Source organism: Amycolatopsis methanolica 239, assembly GCF_000739085.1.
In the GTDB taxonomy this organism is placed as follows: domain Bacteria; phylum Actinomycetota; class Actinomycetes; order Mycobacteriales; family Pseudonocardiaceae; genus Amycolatopsis_E; species Amycolatopsis_E methanolica.
On the sequence record NZ_CP009110.1, the window covers coordinates 1,950,728 to 1,973,393 of the forward strand.

General features: G+C 71.4%; 17 protein-coding genes, 2 tRNA genes and 3 pseudogenes. 13 read left to right on the forward strand and 9 right to left on the reverse strand.

The window, feature by feature from the left end; genetic code table 11:
• Positions 1-75 precede the first annotated feature (75 nt).
• The 10 genes and pseudogenes from AMETH_RS09490 (at position 76) to AMETH_RS09535 (ending at position 9,669) form a co-directional block, all read left to right on the forward strand.
• Positions 76-957 carry an FAD binding domain-containing protein gene (locus AMETH_RS09490; protein ID WP_026152970.1) on the forward strand — a complete coding sequence of 294 codons (882 nt, stop codon included), beginning with the start codon at positions 76-78 and terminating at the stop codon, positions 955-957.
• A 4-nt stretch (positions 958-961) separates the two neighbouring features.
• Positions 962-1,477, forward strand: coding sequence for a (2Fe-2S)-binding protein (locus tag AMETH_RS09495; RefSeq protein WP_017981207.1), 516 nt, complete (start codon positions 962-964; stop codon positions 1,475-1,477).
• Complete coding sequence (locus AMETH_RS09500) at positions 1,474-3,855, forward strand: aerobic carbon-monoxide dehydrogenase large subunit (RefSeq protein ID WP_017981208.1); 2,382 nt, start codon at positions 1,474-1,476, stop codon at positions 3,853-3,855. The genes AMETH_RS09495 and AMETH_RS09500 overlap by 4 nt, the downstream gene beginning before the upstream one ends.
• The gene (locus AMETH_RS09505; protein WP_017981209.1) at positions 3,855-4,736 is read left to right on the forward strand and encodes an XdhC family protein; all 882 of its coding nucleotides are present in this window, start codon (positions 3,855-3,857) and stop codon (positions 4,734-4,736) included. Before AMETH_RS09500 ends, AMETH_RS09505 begins: the two co-directional genes overlap by 1 nt.
• The gene (locus tag AMETH_RS09510; protein ID WP_017981210.1) at positions 4,726-5,595 is read left to right on the forward strand and encodes an AAA family ATPase; all 870 of its coding nucleotides are present in this window, start codon (positions 4,726-4,728) and stop codon (positions 5,593-5,595) included. The genes AMETH_RS09505 and AMETH_RS09510 overlap by 11 nt, the downstream gene beginning before the upstream one ends.
• Positions 5,596-5,952: 357 nt before the next feature.
• On the forward strand, positions 5,953-7,023 hold the full coding sequence (locus AMETH_RS09515; RefSeq protein WP_017981211.1) for a vWA domain-containing protein: 1,071 nt from the start codon (positions 5,953-5,955) through the stop codon (positions 7,021-7,023).
• Between the two features lie 43 nt (positions 7,024-7,066).
• Positions 7,067-7,882 (forward strand): siderophore-interacting protein, encoded by an 816-nt coding sequence (locus tag AMETH_RS09520; protein WP_017981212.1) that lies wholly within the window; start codon positions 7,067-7,069, stop codon positions 7,880-7,882.
• Positions 7,883-7,969: 87 nt separating this feature from the next.
• A tRNA-Gly gene (locus tag AMETH_RS09525) sits at positions 7,970-8,045 on the forward strand.
• A 1-nt stretch (position 8,046) separates the two neighbouring features.
• Positions 8,047-8,121 (forward strand) — tRNA-Val (locus AMETH_RS09530).
• Between the two features lie 416 nt (positions 8,122-8,537).
• Positions 8,538-9,669 (forward strand): annotated as a pseudogene (locus tag AMETH_RS09535) (cytochrome P450).
• A gap of 283 nt (positions 9,670-9,952) precedes the next feature.
• Here AMETH_RS09535 and AMETH_RS09540 read toward each other — a convergent pair.
• Positions 9,953-11,519: pseudogene (locus AMETH_RS09540) on the reverse strand (GMC oxidoreductase).
• A gap of 128 nt (positions 11,520-11,647) precedes the next feature.
• Between AMETH_RS09540 and AMETH_RS09545 the strand changes: the two are divergent.
• From AMETH_RS09545 to AMETH_RS09550, 3 genes are read left to right on the forward strand one after another with little or no spacing between them, the layout of a single operon-like run.
• Entirely contained in the window at positions 11,648-12,208 is a 561-nt protein-coding gene (locus AMETH_RS09545) for a TetR/AcrR family transcriptional regulator (RefSeq protein ID WP_017981214.1), read from the forward strand.
• A 35-nt stretch (positions 12,209-12,243) separates the two neighbouring features.
• Positions 12,244-12,417 carry a hypothetical protein gene (locus AMETH_RS37860; RefSeq protein WP_156131635.1) on the forward strand — a complete coding sequence of 58 codons (174 nt, stop codon included), beginning with the start codon at positions 12,244-12,246 and terminating at the stop codon, positions 12,415-12,417.
• Between the two features lie 9 nt (positions 12,418-12,426).
• Positions 12,427-13,659 (forward strand): serine hydrolase domain-containing protein, encoded by a 1,233-nt coding sequence (locus tag AMETH_RS09550; RefSeq protein ID WP_017981215.1) that lies wholly within the window; start codon positions 12,427-12,429, stop codon positions 13,657-13,659.
• Here the strand turns inward: AMETH_RS09550 and AMETH_RS09555 are convergent.
• The 8 genes and pseudogenes from AMETH_RS09555 to AMETH_RS09590 form a co-directional block, all read right to left on the reverse strand.
• Entirely contained in the window at positions 13,641-14,576 is a 936-nt protein-coding gene (locus AMETH_RS09555; protein WP_017981216.1) for a helix-turn-helix domain-containing protein, read from the reverse strand. The genes AMETH_RS09550 and AMETH_RS09555 overlap by 19 nt on opposite strands.
• Before the next feature lie 12 nt (positions 14,577-14,588).
• Positions 14,589-15,557 (reverse strand): annotated as a pseudogene (locus AMETH_RS09560) (alpha/beta hydrolase).
• 92 nt (positions 15,558-15,649) lie between these two features.
• Positions 15,650-16,645, reverse strand: coding sequence for a TIGR03842 family LLM class F420-dependent oxidoreductase (locus AMETH_RS09565; protein ID WP_017981219.1), 996 nt, complete (start codon positions 16,643-16,645; stop codon positions 15,650-15,652).
• A 9-nt stretch (positions 16,646-16,654) separates the two neighbouring features.
• On the reverse strand, positions 16,655-18,040 hold the full coding sequence (gene hydA / locus AMETH_RS09570; RefSeq protein WP_017981220.1) for a dihydropyrimidinase: 1,386 nt from the start codon (positions 18,038-18,040) through the stop codon (positions 16,655-16,657).
• Positions 18,041-18,050: 10 nt separating this feature from the next.
• The gene (locus tag AMETH_RS09575) at positions 18,051-18,893 is read right to left on the reverse strand and encodes a nitrilase-related carbon-nitrogen hydrolase (RefSeq protein ID WP_026152971.1); all 843 of its coding nucleotides are present in this window, start codon (positions 18,891-18,893) and stop codon (positions 18,051-18,053) included.
• Positions 18,844-20,409 (reverse strand): NCS1 family nucleobase:cation symporter-1, encoded by a 1,566-nt coding sequence (locus tag AMETH_RS09580; protein ID WP_017981222.1) that lies wholly within the window; start codon positions 20,407-20,409, stop codon positions 18,844-18,846. The genes AMETH_RS09575 and AMETH_RS09580 overlap by 50 nt, the downstream gene beginning before the upstream one ends.
• Positions 20,410-20,571: 162 nt before the next feature.
• Entirely contained in the window at positions 20,572-20,940 is a 369-nt protein-coding gene (locus tag AMETH_RS09585) for an SSI family serine proteinase inhibitor (RefSeq protein ID WP_017981223.1), read from the reverse strand.
• A gap of 35 nt (positions 20,941-20,975) precedes the next feature.
• The gene (locus tag AMETH_RS09590; protein WP_017981224.1) at positions 20,976-22,592 is read right to left on the reverse strand and encodes a PucR family transcriptional regulator; all 1,617 of its coding nucleotides are present in this window, start codon (positions 22,590-22,592) and stop codon (positions 20,976-20,978) included.
• Positions 22,593-22,666 lie beyond the last annotated feature (74 nt).

Genomic DNA, 22,666 nt, shown 5'->3' on the forward strand with positions numbered 1-22,666 from the left:
ATCCCTTATTCGGCCATTGTCGGTTACTCCCACCGGGTGCACCCTGTGCCGAAAATCCATGCCCGGGGAGGGCGCATGCAAGTACCTGCGCAGTTCCAGTACGAGCGGGCCACGAGCGTGGCGCACGCGTTGAGTCTGCTGACGAAGTTCGGACCGGAGAGCCGGATCGTGGCAGGCGGGCACAGTCTCATCCCGATGATGAAGCTGCGCCTGGCCCAGCCGGAGGCGCTCATCGACATCAACGGCCTGTCCGAGTTGGCCCGGATCAGCGTCGAGGACGGCACCTTGTACGTCGGGGCCATGGTGCGCCACGCCGATCTGCTGTCCTCGGCGGTCGTGGGGGAGCACTTCCCGATCTTCCACGACGCCGAGCGGCTGATCGCCGATCCCGTGGTGCGCAACCGCGGAACGGTCGGCGGTTCGCTGTGCCAGGCCGATCCGTCGGAGGACCTGTCGGCCGCGTTCGCCGCGGTGCGCGGCGAGGCGGTGATCGAGGGAACCGGCGGGCGCCGGGTCGTGCTGGTCCGCGAGTTCTTCACCGGTCCTTACCAGACCGTGGTGGGGGAAAACGAAATGCTAGTGCAGCTGCGCGTGCCGATCTCCTCGTCCGCGTCGGCCTACGAGAAGGTCGAGCGCAGGGCGGGGGACTGGGCGGTCGCCGCGGTCGGCGCGGAGTTGCGGATCGAAGGCACGCAACTGGTTTCGGTCGGCATCGGACTCACCGCGCTGGGTGCGCCGAACTTCCACGCGCCGGAGGCCGAGGAGTACCTGCTCGGCGGGCCCGCCGTGGACGAGCGCTTCGCGGAGGCCGGCCGGATCGCCGCGCGGCACTGCGAACCGGTTGCGGACCAGCGCGGTCCCGTCGACTACAAGCGTCACCTCGCGGAGGTCCTCACCGTCCGCGCGCTGCGCCGGGCCCGCACCCGTTGGCACGGCAACCACCCCCAGGAGGCCTGAACACATGGAGATCACGGTTACCGTCAACGGGCAGCAGCACACGCGGAACGTCGAACCCCGCCTGCTGCTCGTGCACTTCCTGCGCGACGAGCTGGGCCTGACCGGCACGCACTGGGGTTGCGACACCTCCAACTGCGGCGCGTGCGTGGTGTGGCTGGACGAGGCGCCGGTCAAGTCCTGCACGGTTCTCGCGGTGATGGCCGACGGCCGCCGCGTCCGCACCGTCGAGGGGCTCGGCGATTCCACCGGGCTGGACCCGGTGCAGCAGGGCTTCACCGAATGCCACGGCCTGCAGTGCGGGTTCTGCACGCCGGGCATGATGCTGACCGCGCGCTGGCTGCTCGACCACCACCCGGATCCGTCCGAAGAGGACATCCGCGAGGCGATCTCCGGCCAGCTGTGCCGGTGCACCGGCTACGAGAACATCGTCAAGTCCATCCAGTGGGCCGCCGAGCACGACACCGCCGCCGCGGCGGTCCCCGAGGAGAGCACCGTGGACAGTGCGGAGGTGTCCGCATGACCACCACCGAGAACCACACCCCGATGGGGTTCGGGCGCATGCACCGCAAGGAGGACGCCCGGTTCATCCGCGGTCACGGGCAGTACGTCGACGACGTGAACCTGCCCGGGATGCTGCACGGCGCGGTGCTGCGCAGCCCGCATGCCCATGCGCGCATCGTGTCCATCGACACGAGCGCGGCCGAGGCGCACCCGAAGGTGAAGGCCGTCATCACCGGCCAGACCCTGGAGGGACTGAACCTCGCCTGGATGCCCACGCTCTCGCACGACGTGCAGGCCGTGCTGGCCACCGACAAGGTCCGGTTCCAGGGGCAGGAGGTCGCCTTCGTCGTCGCCGACGACCGCTACGCCGCCCGCGACGCGCTGGAGGTGATCGACGTCGAGTACGAGGCGCTGCCACCCGTCGTCGACGCCCGCCGCGCGCTGGAGCCGGACGCGCCGGTCATCCGCACCGACATCGACGGCAAGCGGGACAACCACATCTTCGACTGGGAAGCAGGGGACGCCGCGCGTACCGACGAGGTGTTCGCCAGCGCCGACGTGGTGTCCGCGCAGGACATGCTGTACCCGCGGGTGCACCCGGCGCCGATGGAGACCTGCGGCGCGGTGGCCCACATGGACCCCATCACGGGGAAGCTCACCGTGTGGACGACCACGCAGGCGCCGCACGCGCACCGCACCCTGTACGCGCTGGTGGCCGGGCTGCCCGAGCACAAGATCCGGGTCATCTCGCCGGACATCGGCGGCGGGTTCGGCAACAAGGTCGGCATCTACCCGGGTTACGTGTGCGCGGTGGTCGGCTCGATCGTCACCGGCAAGCCGGTGAAGTGGATGGAGGACCGCTCCGAGAACCTGATGAGCACGTCCTTCGCCCGCGACTACCACATGCACGGCGAGATCGCGGCCACCAGGGACGGGAAGATCCTCGGGGTGCGCGTCAACGTGCTCGCCGACCACGGCGCGTTCAACGGCACCGCGCAGCCGACGAAGTTCCCCGCCGGGTTCTTCAGCGTCTTCACCGGTTCCTACGACATCGAGGCGGCGCACTGCGCGGTCACTGGCGTCTACACGAACAAGGCCCCCGGCGGTGTCGCCTACGCGTGTTCGTTCCGCATCACCGAAGCGGTCTATCTGGTCGAGCGGCTGGTCGACGTGCTGGCTTACGACCTCGGGATGGACCCGGCCGAGCTGCGGAAGCGCAACCTGCTCAGGCCGGAGCAGTTCCCGTACGTCAGCAAGACCGGTTGGGAGTACGACTCCGGCGACTACCCGCGCGCGCTGAGCCAGGCGATGGACATCGCCGGCTATGCGGAGCTGCGGGAGGAACAGAAGCGGCGCGCGGTGAGCGGGGACGGGCCGCTGATGGGCATCGGCATCAGCTTCTTCACCGAGGCGGTCGGTGCGGGGCCGCGCAAGCACATGGACATCCTCGGGCTGGGCATGGCCGACGGCGCTGAGTTGCGTGTACACCCGACCGGCAAAGCCGTGCTGCGGTTGTCCTGCCAAAGCCAGGGACAGGGGCACGAGACCACGTTCGCGCAGATCGTGGCCGAGGAATTGGGCATCTCGCCGGACGACATCGAGGTCGTGCACGGCGACACCGACCAGACGCCGTTCGGCCTCGGCACCTACGGGTCCCGGTCGACGCCGGTGTCCGGCGGGGCGACCGCGGTGGTGGCGCGGCGGGTCCGCGAGCGGGCCAAGATCGTCGCTTCGGCCATGCTGGAGGTGAGCCCGGATGACCTGGAGTGGGAGAAGGGTCGCTGGTTCGTCCAGGGCGACCCGGACTCCGGCAAGACCATCCAGGAGATCGCGCTGGCCGCGCACTCCGACCTGGAACTGCCCGACGGCGTCGAGGGGCACCTGGACGCGACGTGCGTCTACAACCCGCCGAACCTCACCTACCCGTTCGGCGCCTACATCTGCGTCGTTGACGTCGATCCTGAGACCGGGCAGGTGAAGGTGCGCCGGTTCGTCGCGGTCGACGACTGCGGCGTCCGGATCAACCCGACGATCGTCGAGGGCCAGGTGCACGGCGGGCTGGCCGAGGGCATCGGAATGGCGCTGATGCAGGTGATGGCGTTCGACGAGGACGGCAACCACCTCGGCGGGTCGTTCATGGACTACCTGATCCCGACGTCCATGGAGTGCCCGTCGTGGGAGCTGGGCGAGACGGTGACCCCGTCGCCGCACCACCCCATCGGCGCCAAGGGCGTCGGCGAGTCCGCGACCGTCGGCTCGCCCGCGGCCGTGGTCAACGCGGTGGTCGACGCGCTCAAACCGTACGGGGTGCGGCACGCGGACATGCCGCTGACCCCAGCGGCCGTGTGGCGCGCCCTGCAGAACCGTCCACTCCGGACAGATTTGGCGATCACGTGATGAACGGGCAGGAGTTGCGCGCGCACGCGGAGTCCCTGCGGGCGGGTCGGACGCCGTTCGTGCTGGCGACGGTGGTGCGGGCGCAACGCCCCACCAGCGCGAAACCCGGCGACTGCGCGCTGGTGCTCGCCGATGGGACCATCGAGGGTTTCGTCGGCGGGTCCTGCGCCGAGTCGACCGTGCGGCAGCAGGGGATCCGGCTGCTGCTGACCGGCGAGTCGGCGCTGCTGCGGATCCAGCCCGGCGCGGGCGAGCAGGTCGAGGAGGGGGTGGTGACGGTCGGGAATCCGTGCCTGTCCGGCGGGGAGCTGGAGATCTTCCTGGACGCGCAGATGCCGCCGCTGCTGGTCGTAATCCACGGCGACGGGCCGATCGCGCTGGCGCTGGCGTCGGTCGGCCGCGTACTCGGCTACGAGACGCGGGTGGGCGCCGAGCTGTCCGACGACACGTTCGCGGTGATCGTGGCGTCGCACGGCCGGGACGAGGAACGCGTGCTGGAGGCGGCGGTGCGGGCGGACGTGGCCTACATCGGGCTGATCGCCAGCGAAAAGCGCGGCGCGGCGGTGCTGGAGCGGCTGGGGCTGTCCGAGCCCGGCCGCATCCACACCCCGGCCGGTCTGCCGATCGGGGCGCGGACGCCGGCCGAGGTGGCGGTGTCGGTGTTCGCGGAGCTGATCGCGACCCGCCCGCGCCCGCCGCGGCACCCGGCGGTGGACGTCGAGGTGGCCGCCGAGGCGGTCGACCCGGTGTGCGGCATGAGCGTCGCGATCACCCCGGACGCGGTGCAGCTGCCCTACGGCGAGCGGAAGTACTACTTCTGCGGGACCGGGTGCCGCCACGCGTTCGCCGACGAGCCGGGCAGGTACACCGGTGACGCCTGAGACGGTCGGCGATCTCGCCGATCGCCTTGGCGCCGCCGGGTACCTCACCGACGACGCACTGGCCACCGCCCTGTTCCTCGCGGTCCGGATGCGGCAGCCGATCCTGCTCGAAGGTGAGCCCGGCGTCGGCAAGACCCAGGCGGCCAAGTCGCTGGCGGCCGCCATGGACACGCCGTTGATCCGGTTGCAGTGCTACGAGGGACTGTCCTCTTCGGATGCGCTGTACGAGTGGAACTACCCGCGTCAGCTGCTCGGGATCCGGCTGGCCGAGTCGCGGGGCGAGTCGCTCGCGGAGGCGGACCTCTTCGCCGACGACTACCTGCTGGCGCGACCGCTGCTGGCGGCGATCACGCACCCCGGACCGCGCCCGGCGGTGCTGCTGATCGACGAGGTCGACCGCGCCGACGACGAGTTCGAGGCGTTCCTGCTCGAACTGCTGGCCGAGTCGGCGGTGACGATCCCGGAGCTGGGGACGCGGCGCGCGGTGGTGCCGCCGGTGGTCGTGCTGACCTCCAACCGGACCCGCGAACTGCACGACGCCCTCAAGCGGCGGTGCCTGTACCACTGGATCGCGCACCCGGAGGTGGCGCAGGTGGCGGCCATCATCCGGTTGCGGGTGCCGGGCGTGGCGGACTGGCTCGCTGACCGTGTGGCGCGGGCGGTGGGCCGGATGCGCGGGTTCGGGCTCTACAAGCCGCCCGGGGTCGCGGAGGCGATCTCGTGGGCCGCGGCGCTGCAGGTGCTCGGTGTGGCGCCGGTGGACGGCCAGGCGGTGGAGCGGACGCTCAGCGCGGTGCTCAAGTACGAAGAGGACCGCGCGGTGGCGGTGGAGCGGCTGGCGGAGGTGGTCGGTGAGTGAGCCCTCCGGCCCGCCGGTGGCGCCTGGTGAGTGGCCCGGCGGAGCTGGTGCCGACGGCTCTGCGGTGGTGGTCGAGTGTCTCGCGGAGGTGGCGGGTGGCTGAGTCCGCCGGTGGTGCTGGGTGAGTGAGCGGGGTGCTGAGGTGCGAGGAGGGCCGCGCGGGCGTTCTTCTCGGTGGCGGCGTGGCGGTCATATCCGGCGGGTGCGGTTCCGGTGGAGCGTCTGGCGGAGGTGGTGGGTGGCTGAGCCCTCCGGCCGGGCGGTAGTGCCGGGTGAGTGGCCTGGCGGCGCGGCTGTCCGGTGGTGGTCGTGTGTCTCGCGGAGGTGGTCGGTGGCTGAGCCCGCCGGTGGTGCCGGGTGAGTGACCTCGCGGAGCTGGCAGCGCGGCTGTGCGAGCGGCTGCGGTCGGCGGGCCTGGCGGTCGGCGCGGACCGGGCCGCGCGCTTCGCCAGGGCGGTGATGCTCGTGTCGCCGCAGCGCACGCGCGAGCTGTACCTGTGCGCCCTGACCACGCTCACCTCGTCCCCGGCCGATGCGCAGGTCCTGGCCAGCGTATTCGCCACCGTTTTCGCCGCCCCCGAGGTCGGCACCGCCGGCGCCGGGGCGTTCAGCGCCGGGGAATCGACGGGGCCGGCCCGAGAAGTGCGGGCTCCCACGGCGGGCAGCGCGGTAGACCGGCTGGCGACCCGCGACTTCGCCACGCTCGAACCCGCTGAGCTGGCGCTGCTGCGGGCCGCGATGAGCGAGTTCCGGCTGGCGACCCCGCTGCGGCGGTCGCGACGGAAGCGGCTTTCGCCCGGCGGGCGGCGCGCGGACCTGCGGGAGACCTTGCGCGTCGCGCGGCGGACCGGGGGCGAGCCGGTCCGGTTGCGGCGCTGGGTCTCCCGCGAGAAGCCGCGGAAGCTCGTCGTGCTGTGCGACATCTCGGGCTCGATGGAGCCCTACGCGCGGGCCCTGTTGCAACTGCTGGTCTGCGCCGCGGGTGGGGCGCGGGCCGAGGTGTTCACGTTCGCGACCCGTCTCACGCGGCTGACCCGGGTGCTGCAGCGGACGCCGTCGGCCGCACTGGCCGACGCGGGACGGGAGGCGCCGGACTGGTCGGGCGGCACGAAGATCGGTGATTCGCTCGGGGAGTTCCTGGATACCCATGGCGCGCGGGGGATGGCGCGCGGAGCGGTGGTGGTCGTCCTGTCCGACGGGTGGGAGACCGGCAGCCCCGAGCGGCTGGGCCGCGAAATGGCCCGGTTGTCGCGGCTCGCGCACCGGATCGTGTGGGCCAACCCGCGCACGGCCAGCCCCCGGTTCCGGCCGTCGACCGGCGGGATGGCGGCGGCGTGGCCGTACTGCGACGCCGTCGTCAGCGCTCACCGGCTGGACGCGATCGAAGACCTGCTGACCGCCATCGCCGGTTGCTCCGGCCGGGATTAGGGTAGCCTAACCACAGACGCTGAACGCGAGTGAGGAGCGGCGTATGGCAGGCAAGTCCCGGCCGGCGGTCCGGCTGCGGGTGCTGCGCACCCAGCGGCTGACACCGCACATGATCCGCATCGTCGCCGGTGGGCCAGGGCTGGCCGATTTCCAGCCGAACGAGTTCGCCGACGCCTATGTGAAGATGCTGTTCCCGCGGGAGGGCGTGGAGTACCCGGTGCCGTTCGACATGGGCGTCATCCGCGCCGAGATGCCGCGCGAGCAGTGGCCGGTGATGCGGACCTACACCGTGCGCTACTACGACCCGCGCGCCGGTGAGCTGGCGCTGGACTTCGTGCACCACGGCGACCAGGGGCTCGGCGGCCCGTGGGCGGCGTCCGCCCAGCCGGGTGACGAGCTGCTGCTGGCCGGCCCCGGCGGCGCCTACGCCCCCGGCGAGGAGGCCGACTGGCACCTGCTGGTCGGCGACGAGAGCGCATTGCCCGCGATCGCGGTGGCGCTGGAGATGATGCCGGCCGGTGTGCCGGTGCGGGTGTTCATCGAGGTGGCGGACCCCGCGGAGGAGCAGCCGCTCGCCACCAAGGGGGACGCGCAGATCCAGTGGTTGCACCGGTCCGCCGGGGACGACCTGGTGGCCGCCGTGCGCGCGCTGGAGTTCCTGCCGGGCACGGTGCAGGCCTTCGTCCACGGCGAGGCCGGTTTCGTCCGGGAGCTGCGCCGGTACCTGCTCGGCGAGCGCGGGGTGCGCAAGGACCTGCTGTCGATCTCGGGCTACTGGCGCCGGGGCAAGACGGACGAGGAGTGGCGGGCGGAGAAGGCCGCGGAGCGCCCCGCCGAGGAGGCGGCCGGCCGTCCGTGACGGCGCCGGCCGGTTACGCCGGGTGGTTGCGAGGCCGGCGGGTCGGTCGGCTATTCTCTTTCCCGGCGCTGGAACCCGGCGCCACACGCGGACGTAGCGCAGCTGGTAGCGCATCACCTTGCCAAGGTGAGGGTCGCGGGTTCGAATCCCGTCGTCCGCTCCACGCGCGATTAGCTCAGCGGGAGAGCGCTACCTTGACACGGTAGAGGTCACTGGTTCAATCCCAGTATCGCGCACCACAGTCCCTTGTGGACATCGATCTTCCCGGGAACGGCTGCCACGCATGAGCGCGGCAGCCGTTCTCCGTTTTCAGTGGGTCGCGGGGTGGCCGTGGTGCAGCGCGTCGGCAGTCGCGCCGGGTCCGCGGTTCCTCCGGCGTGATCGCCAGGGGCACGTTGCGCAGCAGGGCGGTGTCCACGGCGATGCGCGCGATCATCCGGGCGGTCCGCTGGGCCGGATGCGTGTGCGGTCCGGCGTTCCAGGCGAGCGTGTGCCACCCGAGCGTGTCGAGCACTCCGGGCGTACGGATTCGCCCGCGCCCGCTGCTTGCCAGGCTCGCGGTGAGCCGGGTCCCGCGACCCGCGCGGGCCGTGTCACTTCCGCGCCGAAACCGTGCTGAAGCCGCGGTGAAACCGGCCGCCCGCACGCTGCGGTCATGGAACAGGAAGAACTCGCCTGGCTGCCCACCGTCCGTCCCGCCGGCTGCCCTTTCGACCCGCCCGCCGAGCTGGGCGAGATCCGGGCACACCGGCCCCTTGTGCGCATGTCCTACCCGGACGGGCACCGCGGCCGGCTGGTCACCGGTCACGCCCAGGCCCGCGCCGTCCTCGGCGACTCGCGGTTCACCTCGTGGTACGAGCTCATGCACTACCCGCTCCCCGGCCTGGACGGCGACGTCCCGCGGGCCCCGGTCGGCGACCTCACCGGCATCGACGCGCCCGAGCACACCCGCTACCGCAAGCTGCTCGCCGGGAAGTTCACCGTCCGCCGGATGCGTCAGCTCACCGACCGGGTCGAGGAAGTCGCCACCGAACACCGGGACGCGATGGCGCAGCACGGCCCCTCGGTGGACCTGTTCCAGGCCTGCGCGCGCCCAGTACCCGCGGTGATGATCTGCGAGCTGCTCGGCGTGCCCTACTCCGACCGCGAGTTCTTCCACACCCAGGTGGCGGCACTGATGACCCCTGGTGCGGGCCAAACGCGCCGAGCCCACCGACGACGTGCTCGGCAACCGCACCACGAGCGACCTGACCGACGAGGAACTGTCCGGCATCGGCACGTTCCTGCTGGGCGCAGGCCTGGACACCACCGCGAACATGATCGCGCTGGGCGCCTTCGCCCTGCTGCGCGACCCGGACCAGCTCGCCGCGCTCCGCGACGACCCGGCCCTCGCGGACAGCGCGGTCGAAGAGCTGCTCCGCTACCTGACCATCGCCGACACCGGTGTCCGGGCCGCGCTGGAGGACGTCGAGCTGGACGGTCAGGTGATCCAGGCCGGCGAGTCGGTCACCATCACCGCCAACGCCGCGAACCGCGACCCGGAGCGGTTCCCGGACCCGGACACGCTCGACCTGCGCCGGCACGCCGCCGGGCACCTGGCTTTCGGCCACGGCATCCACCAATGCCTAGGCCAGCAACTGGCCCGCGTCGAAATGCGCGTCGCCATCCCCGCGCTCTTCGCCCGGTTCCCGACGCTGCGCTTGGCCGTCCCGGCCGACGAGGTGCCGCTGCGACACGACATGAGCATCTACGGCGTGCACCGGTTGCCGGTCACCTGGGACTGCTGAGCGGCACTGCGACCGGCGAAGGGTGTGCTGCGGGGCAGATTGTTGTTGCGGTTTCGGTCGATTCGGTATGCACCTCCTGAGCAGCCGCCGGGGCGTCGGCAGCTGGTGCGGGTGTTCATCGTGGGCCCCAAGGCGGTGGCCGGGGGATGTCCCCTATGGGGTTAAGGTGACGGGGCGATGGTCGTCGCGGGCTTCTTCGTCGTTGCGGGGTGTGGGTGGTGGCCCGGTGCCGGCGAGCACCGTCGCGACGGGGACAGGACGACGGTACGGTTCATCGGCCTCCTCAGAAGACAGCGCCCGCGTCCCGGGCGACGATCTCGTCCAGGGCCCGTTCGGCGATGGCGGCGATGGTCATGGACGGGTTGCACGCGGCGGTGTCCCGGCATCAGGGCGCCGTCGAGCACGTAGAGCCCGCGGTGGCCGAGGACGCGGCCGGCGAGGTCGCAGACCGTGCCCATGGACGCGCCGCCGAGCGGGTGCCACGTGCTCGGCACGAGCGTCGTGGTGTTGAGCTTGACGGCGGCGGCTCCGCCGATGTCGGTGATCCGCTTGTGAATGCGCCGAGCCAGCTTCGCGTCCGCGCTGCCCGGCCACTGCAACACCGCGTCGTCCTTGGCCGCGTCGTAGACGAAGTGGCCGCGGCCCGCGCTCACGCCGTAGCCGACGAGCATCGTGGTGCGCAGGTTCGGCAGCGGCGGGAGGAAGGCCTGGATGACCGTGTTGGCCAGTGCCGGGTCGACCCACTCCTCGCTGCCGTAGATGACCGGACCGCCCTGCGGGGAGCCGAGGTCGTCGGCGAGGCTGGTCCAGGTGCAGATCTGGTCGCCGTTGGAACCCCAGTTCGTGCCGAGGCCGTCCGGCAGGTCGGGAATCCCGCCAGTGGCGCCGGCCCGCATCAGCAGCTTGGTGGTGTTCGCCGTGCCGGCCGCCATCACGAGGGCATTCGCGGTGAGCACCTTCTTTTCGAGCACGACGCCGCCGGTGTCGATCCGGTCCACGTGGATCAGCCAGCGCCCGACGGGAGCCACCGCCACGTCGGTGACGTTGTGCAGGGTCGCGACGGTGCAGTGGCCGGTGGCCTCCGCGGCCGCGAGGTAGGTGACGTCGACCGAGTGCTTGCCACCGTTGTTGACGCCGAACGCGCGGTCTCCGTTGGTGTAGGACTGTTTCATCTCACCCTTCAGCTCGCGCAGGGCGTAGCTCCAGTCGATCGGCATCGGGATCTTCTCGACCAAGTGGCCCGCGGCGCGGGCGTTGCGGGCGAAGACGCGCGCCGCCGCGTAGGCCGGGCTGGCGATCAGCTCGTCGGGCGCGGTGGCGATGCGCAGCATGCTCGCCACGCGCGGGTAGTACACCTGGTCCATGCGCGCGTAGTCGAGCTGCTCGGGGAAGTTGGCGTTGAAAACCTCCTCGGTCGGCTGGAGCGTCATGCCCTGGTAGATCAGCGATCCGCCGTCGACACCGGCCGCGCACATGATGTCCATGCCGTTGCCCGGCACGCGTTCCAGCAGTCCGGTGTAGCGCTCGAACGGGAACGACACGAGCCCGAACAGGTTGGGCTCGGAGCCGAGCCAGAAGATCCGCTTGTCCGGCGCGGTGGGGTGGGGGAAGGTCTCGGCGTTCGGGCCGGTGGGCCAGCTGATGCCGCGTTCGAGGACGTGCACGGGCATCCTGGCCTGCGCGAGCCGCAGTGCGGTCACGCCGTCGCCGAAGCCGGAGCCGATGACCACGACCCGGTGCTCCTCGCGGGTGACCGGCACCCGGCTCGCGGACGCGGCGCCCGGCAGGAGGGGCAGGCCCGTGGCGGCGGCCGCCCCCTTGATCACGGTGCGGCGGCTCAGAGCGGGCATGGGTCCTCCGTTGCGGTGTGTGCGGGTTTGGTGACGGGCGGGAGTTTAGGGAGGTGAACCGAGACATGGAACGATGTGCGGACCTCATTACTCGCCGGTAGCATCCGGCTGATGCGAGGTCGCCGGAGTTGAGCACGCACCGCAGCGACGCCCTGCGCAACCGCGAGACGATCCTGCGCGTGGCCGACGAGGCGTTCGCGGAGGGTGTGGACGTCGTCCCGCTGGAGGAGATCGCCCGCCGGGCGCGCCTCGGCCGCGCGACGGTCTACCGGCACTTCCCCGACCGCCGCGCGCTCGGCTTGGCGGTGGCGGCGCAACAACTGCGGGCGCTGTGCCGGATGGTGAAGCACCAGGAGGCCGCGCCCCGCCCGTTCCGGGAACTGCTGGCGATGGTGCTGGCCATGCAGGTCTCCCGGCGGCCGCTGGTCCGCCTGTTCCGGGAGTTGCCGGTGCGCTACCAGCAGCAGAAGACGAACGCGCTGATCACGATCCTGACCCCGGCTTTCCGCCGCGCGCAGGTTGATGGGCAGTTGCGCGCGGATGTGCAGCCGACGGTTCTGTTGCTGGTGTTCGAAATGGTGGAAGCGGCGATCACGGCGGGATCTGCCGCGGTGCACCAGGACGACGCCGTGCGGCGGGTGGTGAATGTCGTGCTGGACGGGTTCTTCGCGGTGGCGCCGGCGCGGTGAGCGGTGCGGGCCGAGCGCCGTTGTCAGGATTGCCGGTGCGGCGCGGGCTGATCGTGGACTGCTGCGAGGCCATGGTTTTCCTTCTGTCCTTTGTGGTTTCGGTTCTGCTGATCATTCTAGGAGCGCGCAAATCGCCGCACATCTACCGAAAGACAGATTTTTCCGGCTTTCACCGCGCGACGCTGGTCTGTCGAGCCCGGCTGGAGTAGAACGAGATCATGGCGACGGAGCTGAAGGTGGACACCGACCCCGCCGAGGTGGGGTTCGACGCGCGGCGGCTGGACCGGATCGAAGGGCATTTCGGCCGGTACGTGGACGACGGCCGGCTACCCGGCTGGCTCGCCGTGGTCAGCAGGCGAGGCAAGATCGCCTACGTCGCGCGGCGGGGCCACCGGGACGTCGAGGCGGGCCTTCCGGTCGAAATGGACACGCGCTGGCGCATCTTCTCGATGACCAAGCCGATCACGTCCGTCGCCGTGATGGTGCTCTACGAGGAGGGCGCCTTCGAGCTCACCGACCCGATCGCCCGCTGGCTGCCGGAGTTCGCCGAGCCGCGGGTGTTCGTCAAGGGCTCCGCGCTCAAACCGGTCACCGAACCGGCCACCGAGCCGATCCGCGTGTGGCACCTGCTCACCCACACCGCCGGGCTCACCTACGGCTTCCACCACGCCCACCCGGTCGACGCGATCTACCGCGCCAACGGCTTCGAGTGGGGGACCCCGCCGGGCGCCGACCTCGCCGAGTGCACGCGGCGGTGGGCGGAGCTGCCGCTGGTCTTCCAGCCCGGCGCGGAGTGGAACTACTCGGTCGCCACGGACGTCCTCGGCCGGCTCGTGGAGGTGGTGTCCGGGCAGCCGCTGGACGAGTTCTTCGCTCGGCGGATCTTCGAGCCGCTGGGCATGGGCAACACGGGTTTCGCCACTGATTCCACGGACAAGTTCGCCGCGCTGTACGTGCCGGATCCCGGTACCGGCAAGGCCGTCCGCAACGAAGCCTTCGGGCGGTCCGGGCTCGAGAAGCCCGCCTGCCTGTCCGGCGGTGGCGGGCTCGTGTCCACGGCCGCGGACTACCACCGGTTCACCCAGTTCCTGCTGAACCGCGGCGAACTCGACGGGGTCCGGCTGCTCGGCCCGCGCACCGTCGACCTGATGACGAGCAACCACCTGCCGGGCGGCGTGGACCTGGAGGCATACGGACGTCCGCTGTTCGCCGAAATGCCCTTCCACGGCTTCGGTTTCGGGCTCGGCTTCTCCGTCCTGACCGACCCGGTGAAGGCGAAAACCCTGTCCAGCGAGGGCGAGTTCGCCTGGGGCGGCGCGGCGAGCACCGCGTTCTGGGTCGATCCCGCCGCGGAGATCACAGCGTTGTTCTTCACGCAGCTGCTGCCGTCCAGCACCCACCCGATCCGGCAGTACCTGCGGCAGCTGGTGTATCAGGCGGTCGTCGACTGACGGTGCAGCCGCCGTAGCGCCAGTGCGACCTGCAGGCGCAGGCGGCCGGACGGGTCGTGCACCGACCAGCCCAGCAGGGTTTCCGCGTGGGCCAGCCGGTCCTGCAGCGTCGAGTGGTGCACGGTGAGCGCGGCGGCCGCCGCGCGCAGGCTGGAGCTGGTGGCCACGGCGTCGAGCGTCGCGAGCATCCACGGTGCCGACGCGGCCGCGCGCTCAAGGGCACGCACGTCCGGAACCGGTTCGCTGCCCGGCCGTACGGCCTCGGCGAGCACCACCAGCCCGCCCAGCTCGTCCGCGCGGACCACCCGCGGACCCGGGTCGTCCGGGGTGCCTTCGGCGGTGAATCGCACCGCCGTCCGGGCCGCGGCCAGCGACGACGGCAGGTCCAGCACGGGCACCGCGGGGCCGATGCCCGCGCGTGCCCCGGCCGGCGGAGTGATCATCACCCCGGCCGTGCCGTCGGCGTAGGCGATGGCACGCGCTGTCGCCCCTAGGCCCAGCCGCCGCGCCGCCTTCTCCCTGGCCTGCGGGGACGCGGTGCCGTCCAGCACGACCTCGACGGGCTCCGGCACCCGGTCCCGCTCCAGCACGAGCCGGATCGCGGCGTCGGCGCGTTCCAGGACCATCGCATCCACCGCGGAGGGCGGGCCCGGCCGCTCCAGCCACAGCCCGTCCACACCTGGCCAAGCGGGATCGACCGGAGTGTCCAGGTCCGATCGCCGACCGTCGGCCGAGACCCTGATCCGCCTGCCGGGCGCCTCCAGCCGCGCGGCGCAGCCGGCGAGGGTGGCCGCGCCGCGGACCAGCGCCTCCAGCCCGGCGTGCCCGTCGACGAGGCGGTCGAAGTATGCGATCACCCTGACCGCGGCGCCCGCCTCCGGGTCGAGCGCGGCCAGCCGCCCTGCCAGCTCTCTCACCGGTCCATGGTGTCACTCGGCGAGGATCCGGCGCAGCCATCGCAACCGCGCGGCCTTCGCGGCCCGGGAGATCTCGGCCTGCGGCGCGAACGAGTCGAACCCGTGGTAGCCGCCCGGCCACACGTGCAGCTCGGCCGGCCCGCCCGCCAGCCAGATCCGCCGCGCGTAGTCCACGTCCTCGTCCCGGAAGGACTCCGCCGAGCCGACGTCGATGAACGCCGGCGGCAGCCCGGACAGGTCGGCGGCCCGCGCCGGGGCGGCGTACGGGGAGACGTCCGGGCCGCCGCGCGCGGAGCCGAGCAGCGCCGTCCAGCTGGTGTCGTTCTACGTGCGGTCCCACACGCCGAGCCCCTTCATCTGGTGCGTCGACGGGGTCTCGTTGCGGTCGTCCAGCATGGGCGCGACCAGCAGCTGACCCGTCAGCCGCGGTCCGCCGCGGTCCCGGGCCATCAGCGCGACCGCCGCGCTCAGCCCACCGCCCGCGCTGCCCCCGGCCACGACCAGCCGGGACGGATCGATGCCCAGCTCCGCCGCGTGCTCGTGGGTCCACAGCAACCCGGCGTAGCAGTCGTCGACCGGCACCGGATGCGGGTGCTCGGGGGCCAGCCGGTACTCCACCGACACCACGACCAGCCCCAGCTCCAGCGCCCAGGCCAGCGGCTCGTCGAGCCCGACGCGGTTGGTGCCCACGACCATGCCGCCGCCGTGGATCCAGTAGATCCCGGGCGCCGGTGTGCGCAGCCCTGTGGGGCGGCCGACCACCACGGACACCTGGTCCGACACCCGCCGGTCCGCCAGCTCGATGCGCCCGTCCTGACACAGCTCGTCGTCGGAGAGCAGGCGCGCGCCCATGCCCTCGCGCATCGCGGGGATCATGTCCGGCCGGATTGAGGGCGGGACGTGCTCGGCGATGACGTCGAGCATGGCCGCGGCTTCGGGGTCGAACGCCGGCGGCGGACCGTACGGGGTGCTGGTGGTCATCGGGCCTCCTGGTCACGACGGTGTGGAACACCATCCTGACCCGGCCAGGACCCCGCCGGGTGGCGGACGTTGCCCGCCACCCGGCGGGGTCCTCATCCCAGCTTGCCGATGATCTGCTCGCCGTACGCGTGCAGCGTCTGTTCGCGCTGGTCGTGCATCAGGTACACGGCGAACTGGTCGACCCCCAGGGCGGCCAGTTCCTGCAGCCGCGCCACGTGCGCCCCCGCGGGGCCGGTCAGGCAGAACCGGTCGACGATCTCGTCCGGGACGAAGTCGGTCGACGGGTTGCCCGCCTTGCCGTGGTGGGCGTAGTCGTAGCCCTGCCGCTCGCGGATGTAGTCGGTCAGCTCGTGCGGCACCGGGCCGGACTCGCCGTAGCGGGCGACCAGATCCGCGACGTGGTTGCCGACCATCCCGCCGAACCAGCGCAGCTGGTCGCGCTGGTGCGGCAGGTCGTCACCGACGTAGGCGGGCGCCGCGACGCACATCGTGATGCCGGCCGGGTCCCGTCCCGCCGCGCGGGCCGCCTCGCGGACCGAGCCGATGGTCCACTCCGCGATCGCCGGGTCGGCGCACTGGAGGATGAACCCGTCCGCGTGCTCGCCCGCCAGCTGCAGCGCCTTCGGCCCGTACCCGGCCATCCACATCTCCAGCCGCCCGCCGCGCACCCACGGGATGCGCGCCGGGGTGTCGCCGAGCACCACCTCCCTGCCCTCGGCCAGCTCCTTGATCGCGTGCATCGCGTCCCGGACCGTGGCCAATGTGGACGGTCGCTTGCCGATCACCCGGTGCGCCGAGTCGCCGCGCCCGATCCCGCACACCGTGCGGTTGCCGAACATGTCGTTGAGCGTGGCGAACAACGACGCGAGCACCGACCAGTCCCGGGTGCCCGGGCTGGTGACCATCGGCCCGACCGTCATCGCCGAGGTGGCGGCCAGGATCTGCGAGTAGATGACGAACGGCTCCTGCCACAGCACCACGGAGTCGAACGTCCAGCCGTAGCCGAACCCGCAGTCCTCCGCCGCCTTCATCAGCCGGATCACCTCGCGCGCGGGCGGATCCGTCTGCAGCACCACACCGAAGTCCATGACGGCTCCCTAGTTCAGGTACTGGCACAGGTCGCGGGACAGGAACTTCCCGTGCCCGGCGCTGCCGGTGAACCCGGACGGCGACACGATCACGCGGCCACGCGAGAGCACGGTCTCGACCTTCCCGGTGATCTCGAAGCCCTCGTACGCCGAGTAATCCACGTTCATGTGGTGCGTCTCGGCGGACAACGTCTGCTTCGCCGCCGGGTCGTAGACCACGATGTCGGCGTCCGAGCCGGGCGCGATCACGCCCTTGCGCGGGTACAGGCCGAACATCCGCGCCGGGGTGGTCGAGCACGCCTCGACCCAGCGGCCCAGCGAGATCTCGCCTGCCACCACGCCCTGGTGCAGCAGGTCCATCCGGTGCTCGACACCCGGCATCCCGTTGGGGATCTTCGAAAAGTCCCCGCGGCCGAGCTCCTTCTGGTCTTTGAAGCAGAACGGGCAGTGGTCGGTCGACACCACGCTCAGGTCGTTCGTGCGCAGCCCGCGCCACAGGTCGCCCTGGTGCCACTTCTCCCGCAGCGGCGGGGACGCGACGTACTTCGCGCCCTCGAAGTCCGGCTTGGCCAGGTCCTCGATGGACAGGTAGAGGTACTGCGGGCAGGTCTCGGCGAACACGTTCTGCCCCGTGTTCCGCGCTTCCGCGACGGCCGCAAGCGCTTGCGACGCCGACAGGTGCACGATGTAGAGCGGCGCGCCGGTCACCTGCGCGAGCCGGATCGCCCGCGACGTCGCCTCGCCCTCCAGCTCCGGCGGCCGGGTCAGCCCGTGCTGCACCGGATCGCCCTTGCCTTCGGCGAGCGCCTGCGCGACCAGCTCGTCGATCGCGATGCCGTTCTCCGCGTGCATCATGATCGTGGCGCCGGTCTGCCTCGCCTGCTGCATCGCGCGCAGGATCTCGCCGTCGGTGGAGTAGAACACGCCCGGGTAGGCCATGAACATCTTGAAGCTGGACACCCCGGCGTCGATGCAGGCCTGCATCTCCTTCAGCGTGGTGTCGTTGACGTCGGACAGGATCATGTGGAACCCGTAGTCGACGGCGCAGTTGCCGTCGGCCTTCTCGTGCCACTTGTCCAGCGTCGGCTGCAGTGTGGAACCCTTGGGCTGCACCGCGAAATCGATGATCGTGGTGGTGCCGCCCCACGCGGCCGCGGTGGTGCCGGTCTCGAAGGTGTCGTGCGAGAACGTGCCGCCGAACGGCATCTCCATGTGGGTGTGGGCGTCGATCCCGCCGGGCAGCACGTACTTCCCGGTCGCGTCGATCACCTCGTCTGCGGTCTCGAACAGCCCCGGCGCGGCGACCGCGGCGATCGTCTCGCCCTCGACGAGCACGTCCGCGCGGCTCGCCCCGGTGGTGGACAGCACGGTGCCGCCCTTGATCAGCGTGCGCATGCGTTCTCCCTCAGGGCGCCACGATCGAGTCGTAGGAGTCCGGGCGGCGGTCGCGGTAGAACTGCCACAGGTCCCGGACCTCACCCAGCTTGTCCATGTCCAGGTCCCGCACCACGACCTCGTCCTCGGTGTCGGAGGCGGCCTCGCCGACCAGCTCGCCGCGCGGGTCGACGAAGTAGGTCTGGCCGTAGAAGTCGTTGTCGCCCAGCGGTTCCACGCCGACCCGGTTGATCGCGCCGACGTAGTACTCGTTCGCCACCGCCGCGGCGGGCTGTTCCAGCCGCCACAGGTACTGCGACAGGCCGCGGCTGGTCGCCGACGGGTTGAACACGATCTTCGCCCCGGCCAGGCCCAGCGCGCGCCAGCCCTCCGGGAAGTGCCGGTCGTAGCAGATGTAGACGCCGATGCGGCCGACCGCGGTGTCGAACACCGGGTAGCCGGTGTTGCCCGGCCGGAAGTAGAACTTCTCCCAGAAGCCCTTGACCTGCGGGATGTGGTTCTTCCGGTACTTGCCCAGGTACTTGCCGTCGGCGTCGATCACCGCCGCGGTGTTGTAGTAGACGCCGGCCTGCTCCTCCTCGTACATCGGCGCCACGATCACGATGCCGTGCCGCTCGGCGACCTCCTGCAGCAGCTTCGTCGTCGGGCCGTCCGGGATGCCCTCGGTGTAGGAGTAGTAGTCGGCGTCCTGCACCTGGCAGAAGTACGGTCCGTAGAACAGCTCCTGCAGGCACACGACCTGCGCGCCCTGCGAGGCGGCGGTGCCGATCGCGTCGGCCGCGCCGGCGATCATCGAGTCCTTGTCACCCGTCCACCGCTGCTGTACCAACGCGGCTCGGACCAGATTGCTCACGGGTTTCCTCCTTCGGTTGACGGTGCGCCCAGGACAGCGCGAGGTAGACGACGAAGGCGCCGGCCAGGCCGGCCACCCAGCTGTAGTCGTAGACGGGCTTGAGGAACGGGATCAGCCCGTCGGCGGGGAACGGCCCCTGCGAACCCGGCGCGGTGTAGGCGCCGCCGACGGCGAGCACCCCGCCCACGGCCGTGGCCACCAGCGCGCGCCAGTTCCAGCCCGCGCGGAACCAGTACCGCCCGCCCTCGGCGTAGAGCCCGGCCAGGTCCAGGTTGGTGCGCTTGACGACCCAGTACCCGGCCACCAGCACCCCGGCGACCGCGCCGAGGACGCCGCCGTAGAAGCCCAGCCAGGCGAAGATGTAGATGTCCGGGTCGGAGTAGAGTTCCCACGGCATGATCACCACGCCGATCACGCCGGTGATCAGGCCGCCGACGGCGAAGGTGATCCGCTTGGGGAAGGCGTTGGAGAAGTCGTAGGAGGGGCTGACCACGTTCGCCGCGAGGTTCGCCGAGATCGTGGCGAGCACCAGCGCGATCAGCGCGACCACCACCAGCGCCGGGCTGGAGAACCGGTCGGCCAGCTGCGCCGGGTCCCAGATCGCCTCGCCGTAGAGCACCTGGCCGCCGGAGGTGGTCAGGATCGCCACGATCGCGATGAACGTCATCGTGGTCGGCAGGCCGAGCACCTGGCCGCGGGCCTGCTTGCGCTGGCTGCCGCCGAAGCGGGTGAAGTCCGGCATGTTCAGCGACAGCGTCGACCAGAACGCGATCATCGCCATCAGCGACGGCGCGAAGATCTTCCAGAAGCCGGCGCCCCAGCCGAGCTTCGCTGGCTCGGACAGGATCGGGCCGAGGCCGCCCGCCTTGATGAGCACGTAGGCGAGCAGGATTAGGAACCCGACCGACACCAGCGGCGCGGTCCAGTTCTCGAACCGCCGCACGGCCTCCATGCCGCGCCAGATGATCAGCATCTGGACCACCCAGAAGACGCCGAACGACAGCCACAGCGTCCACGGCTGTCCGCCCAGCTCGGCCGCGTTGCGCCACCCGGACCCGGTCAGCTTGCCGACCAGGATGTAGATCGCCTCGCCGCCGACCCACGTCTGGATGCCGAACCATCCGCACGCGATGAACGCCCGCAGCAGCGCGGCCAGGTTCGCGCCCCGGACGCCGTAGAAGGCACGCGCGAACACCGGGAACGGGATTCCGTACTTGGTGCCGGCGTGGCTGTTGAGCAACATGGGAACGAGCACGATCAGATTGCCCAGGGTGATCGTGATGAGCGCCTGGAGCCAGTTCATCCCCAGCGCGATCAACGACGCGGCGAGCGCGTAGCTGGGAATGTTGTGCGCCATTCCCATCCACAGGGCGAAATAGTTGTAGGTGCTCCAGGTGCGCTTTTCGACGGGCACCGGAGCCAGCTCGTCGTTGAAGAACCGGCTACCCCGGATCGGCGCGGTGTCGCTGAGATCCACCCGGCCGTCCGGTCGCGTGAGCTGCGAGGTGGGTTCCATTGCGGAATCCTGCTCGTCCCCGCCGCGGGGGAGGCACTGTCAGAGTGTTCACCGTTGCCCGCGTCGGAACGCATTGTGTCGATTGCGTCCGGCGCGGGCCGGTGCATCACCCGGATGTGAAAGCCGGTTGTGACAGCTGGTCAACCCGGTTGAAACACGGGTTCAGAATTCGAAGACCCCGCCGGACTCGGCGGCCGCGGCGCACTTGTTCCCGAAGGTGTGGGTGTACACCACCGGCTTGCCGCGCCAGTGGCCCTTCGCGGTGGCCGTGGTCGGGCTGTAGATCATCGGGCACACCGTCGCCTCGCCGGGGATGCGCTCGATGTCGCCGTCCACAGTGGTCAGCGTGGCGCAGGCCTTGGTCTTGCCGGGGTGGCTGCCGCCCGCCGGGTGGCAGTCCAGGCTCACGGTGACGACCCGGCCCGCGCCGTCCTGCAGGGAGAGCATCAGGCTGGCCGCGGGGGTCTGGGCGGGCGGGGCGGCCAGGGCCAGCACCGACGCCGCGGCGGGGAGTAGGGCGGAAAAAGGCATATCGGGGCTATCGGCCGGTCCAGCCCGGATCTGTGTTACCGGTTCGGGTGATCGTCGAAAAGATCATGGGCCAGCAGCGCGAGGTAGAGCGACAGCATCGATTCAGGGTCCTCCAGCGGCACGCCGAGCACTTGCTCGATGCGCGCGAGCTGCTGGTAGTAGGCGGTGCGGGAGGTGTGCGCCGCCGCGGCCGCCGCGGACTTGTTGCCGCCGTGCTCGCAGTAGTGCCGCAGCGCCTGGACCAGCCGGGTGCCCGATGCCGCGTCCCGCGACAGCAGCGGACCCAGCTCGCGCTCGGCGAAGGCCCGGACACGCTCGTCGTCGGCGAGCAGGTGCAGGAGCCCACGCAGGCGGACGTCCTGCAGGCGGTGCACCTCGCGGTCGGTGTCCGAGCGCAGCGCCGCCGCGGCGACGTGGGCGGCCTCGACCAGGCTGCGGCGGGCGTCGGCGGCGCTGTCCACGACCGTGCCGACCGCCAGCACCGCGGGCACCGACGTCGGCCGCGCCCGCAGCTCGGCGGACAGCCGCCGCAGCACCGCGTCGACGTTGGCCTGCGGCGACAGCGACAACAACGCGCGCACGCTGACATCGTCGACGACCGCCACGAGTGCGGACACCTTCGCCCGGCGGGTGGCCAGGGAGACAGTCTCGGCGAGGTCCCGCAGCACCGTCGGCGCGGATGCCGCCTGCCGTTGCGACGCGGTCATCCGCGGCCGGACCGCGACGCCCACCAGACGCCCGGACAACACCGCACCCAGCGCCGACGCGCGGGCCAGCAGCTCGGTGGACGGGGCGGGCGAGGTCATCAGCTCCGCGAGCACCGCCCGGTGCGCCTGCCGCTCCAGGCTGTCCGCCTCGCGCGCGACCAGCCGGTGCACCGCGAGCGCGGACGCCGCCCGCTCGGCGACCACGACGTGCCGGTCCGGCGGCGGCTCGTCGCACACGACCACCAGCCGTCCCCAGTCGTGCCCGCGCGCGCCGACGACGGTGACCAGCCAGCCCGCGTCGGCGTGGTAGCCGGTGCGCTCGCCCAGGTGCACGGTGCGGGAACGGGACGGCCAGCCGGTCAGCAGCTCGGCCGGATCGGTGCCGGCGGAGTCGTAGGCGAGCACCTCGTGGGCCAGGGTCTCCAGCACGACCGGCGACTCGGTCATGCGCGCGACCTCGCGCAGCACCTCGGCCGGCTCCGCGCCCGCGACGGTGAGCTGCGTGAACACCTGGTGCACGTGCTCGGCCGCGCGCAGCTCGGCGACCTGGGCGTCCACGATCAGCCCGTTCACCGCCTCGGTGACCGCGACGTACCGCGTCTCGCGGGACAGGGTGATCAACGGCAGTTCGTGCCGCGCGGCCGCGTCGACCAGCGCCCGCGGCAACGCGTCGCTCCAGTGCCGGACCAGCTCGACCACCAGCCCGGCGACCCCGGCCTCGGCGAGCCCGTCCACGTACTTCGCCAGCTGCGCGGCGTCGTCCGGCAGCGCGATCCCGGTGGTGAGGACCAGCTCGCCGCCCTTGAGCAGGTGCCCGATGTCGGCGACCTCGGCGACGTGCACCCAGCGCACGCGGGTGTCCAGCTTCTGCCCGCCGGCCACGACCTTCGGGCGGCCGTGCCGCAGCACCGGCAGGGCCAGCACGTCCGCGACCGTCGGGTACAAGCGCCACCACCTCCGCAGAAAGCAGACTGTACGGCCGATCCGGCCATTGGGTACATGTTGTGTGTGGTGGCCGG

Excerpts from the sequence above, each read along its gene's own strand:
- AMETH_RS09585 (WP_017981223.1), bottom strand. The coding sequence starts at position 20,940 with ATGCCTTTTTCCGCCCTACTCCCCGCCGCGGCGTCGGTGCTGGCCCTG.
- AMETH_RS09505 (WP_017981209.1), top strand. The coding sequence starts at position 3,855 with ATGAACGGGCAGGAGTTGCGCGCGCACGCGGAGTCCCTGCGGGCGGGT.
- AMETH_RS09520 (WP_017981212.1), top strand. The coding sequence starts at position 7,067 with ATGGCAGGCAAGTCCCGGCCGGCGGTCCGGCTGCGGGTGCTGCGCACC.
- AMETH_RS09495 (WP_017981207.1), top strand. The coding sequence starts at position 962 with ATGGAGATCACGGTTACCGTCAACGGGCAGCAGCACACGCGGAACGTC.
- hydA (WP_017981220.1), bottom strand. The coding sequence starts at position 18,040 with ATGCGCACGCTGATCAAGGGCGGCACCGTGCTGTCCACCACCGGGGCG.
- AMETH_RS09565 (WP_017981219.1), bottom strand. The coding sequence starts at position 16,645 with ATGGACTTCGGTGTGGTGCTGCAGACGGATCCGCCCGCGCGCGAGGTG.
- AMETH_RS09490 (WP_026152970.1), top strand. The coding sequence starts at position 76 with ATGCAAGTACCTGCGCAGTTCCAGTACGAGCGGGCCACGAGCGTGGCG.
- AMETH_RS09580 (WP_017981222.1), bottom strand. The coding sequence starts at position 20,409 with ATGGAACCCACCTCGCAGCTCACGCGACCGGACGGCCGGGTGGATCTC.
- AMETH_RS09500 (WP_017981208.1), top strand. The coding sequence starts at position 1,474 with ATGACCACCACCGAGAACCACACCCCGATGGGGTTCGGGCGCATGCAC.
- AMETH_RS09550 (WP_017981215.1), top strand. The coding sequence starts at position 12,427 with ATGGCGACGGAGCTGAAGGTGGACACCGACCCCGCCGAGGTGGGGTTC.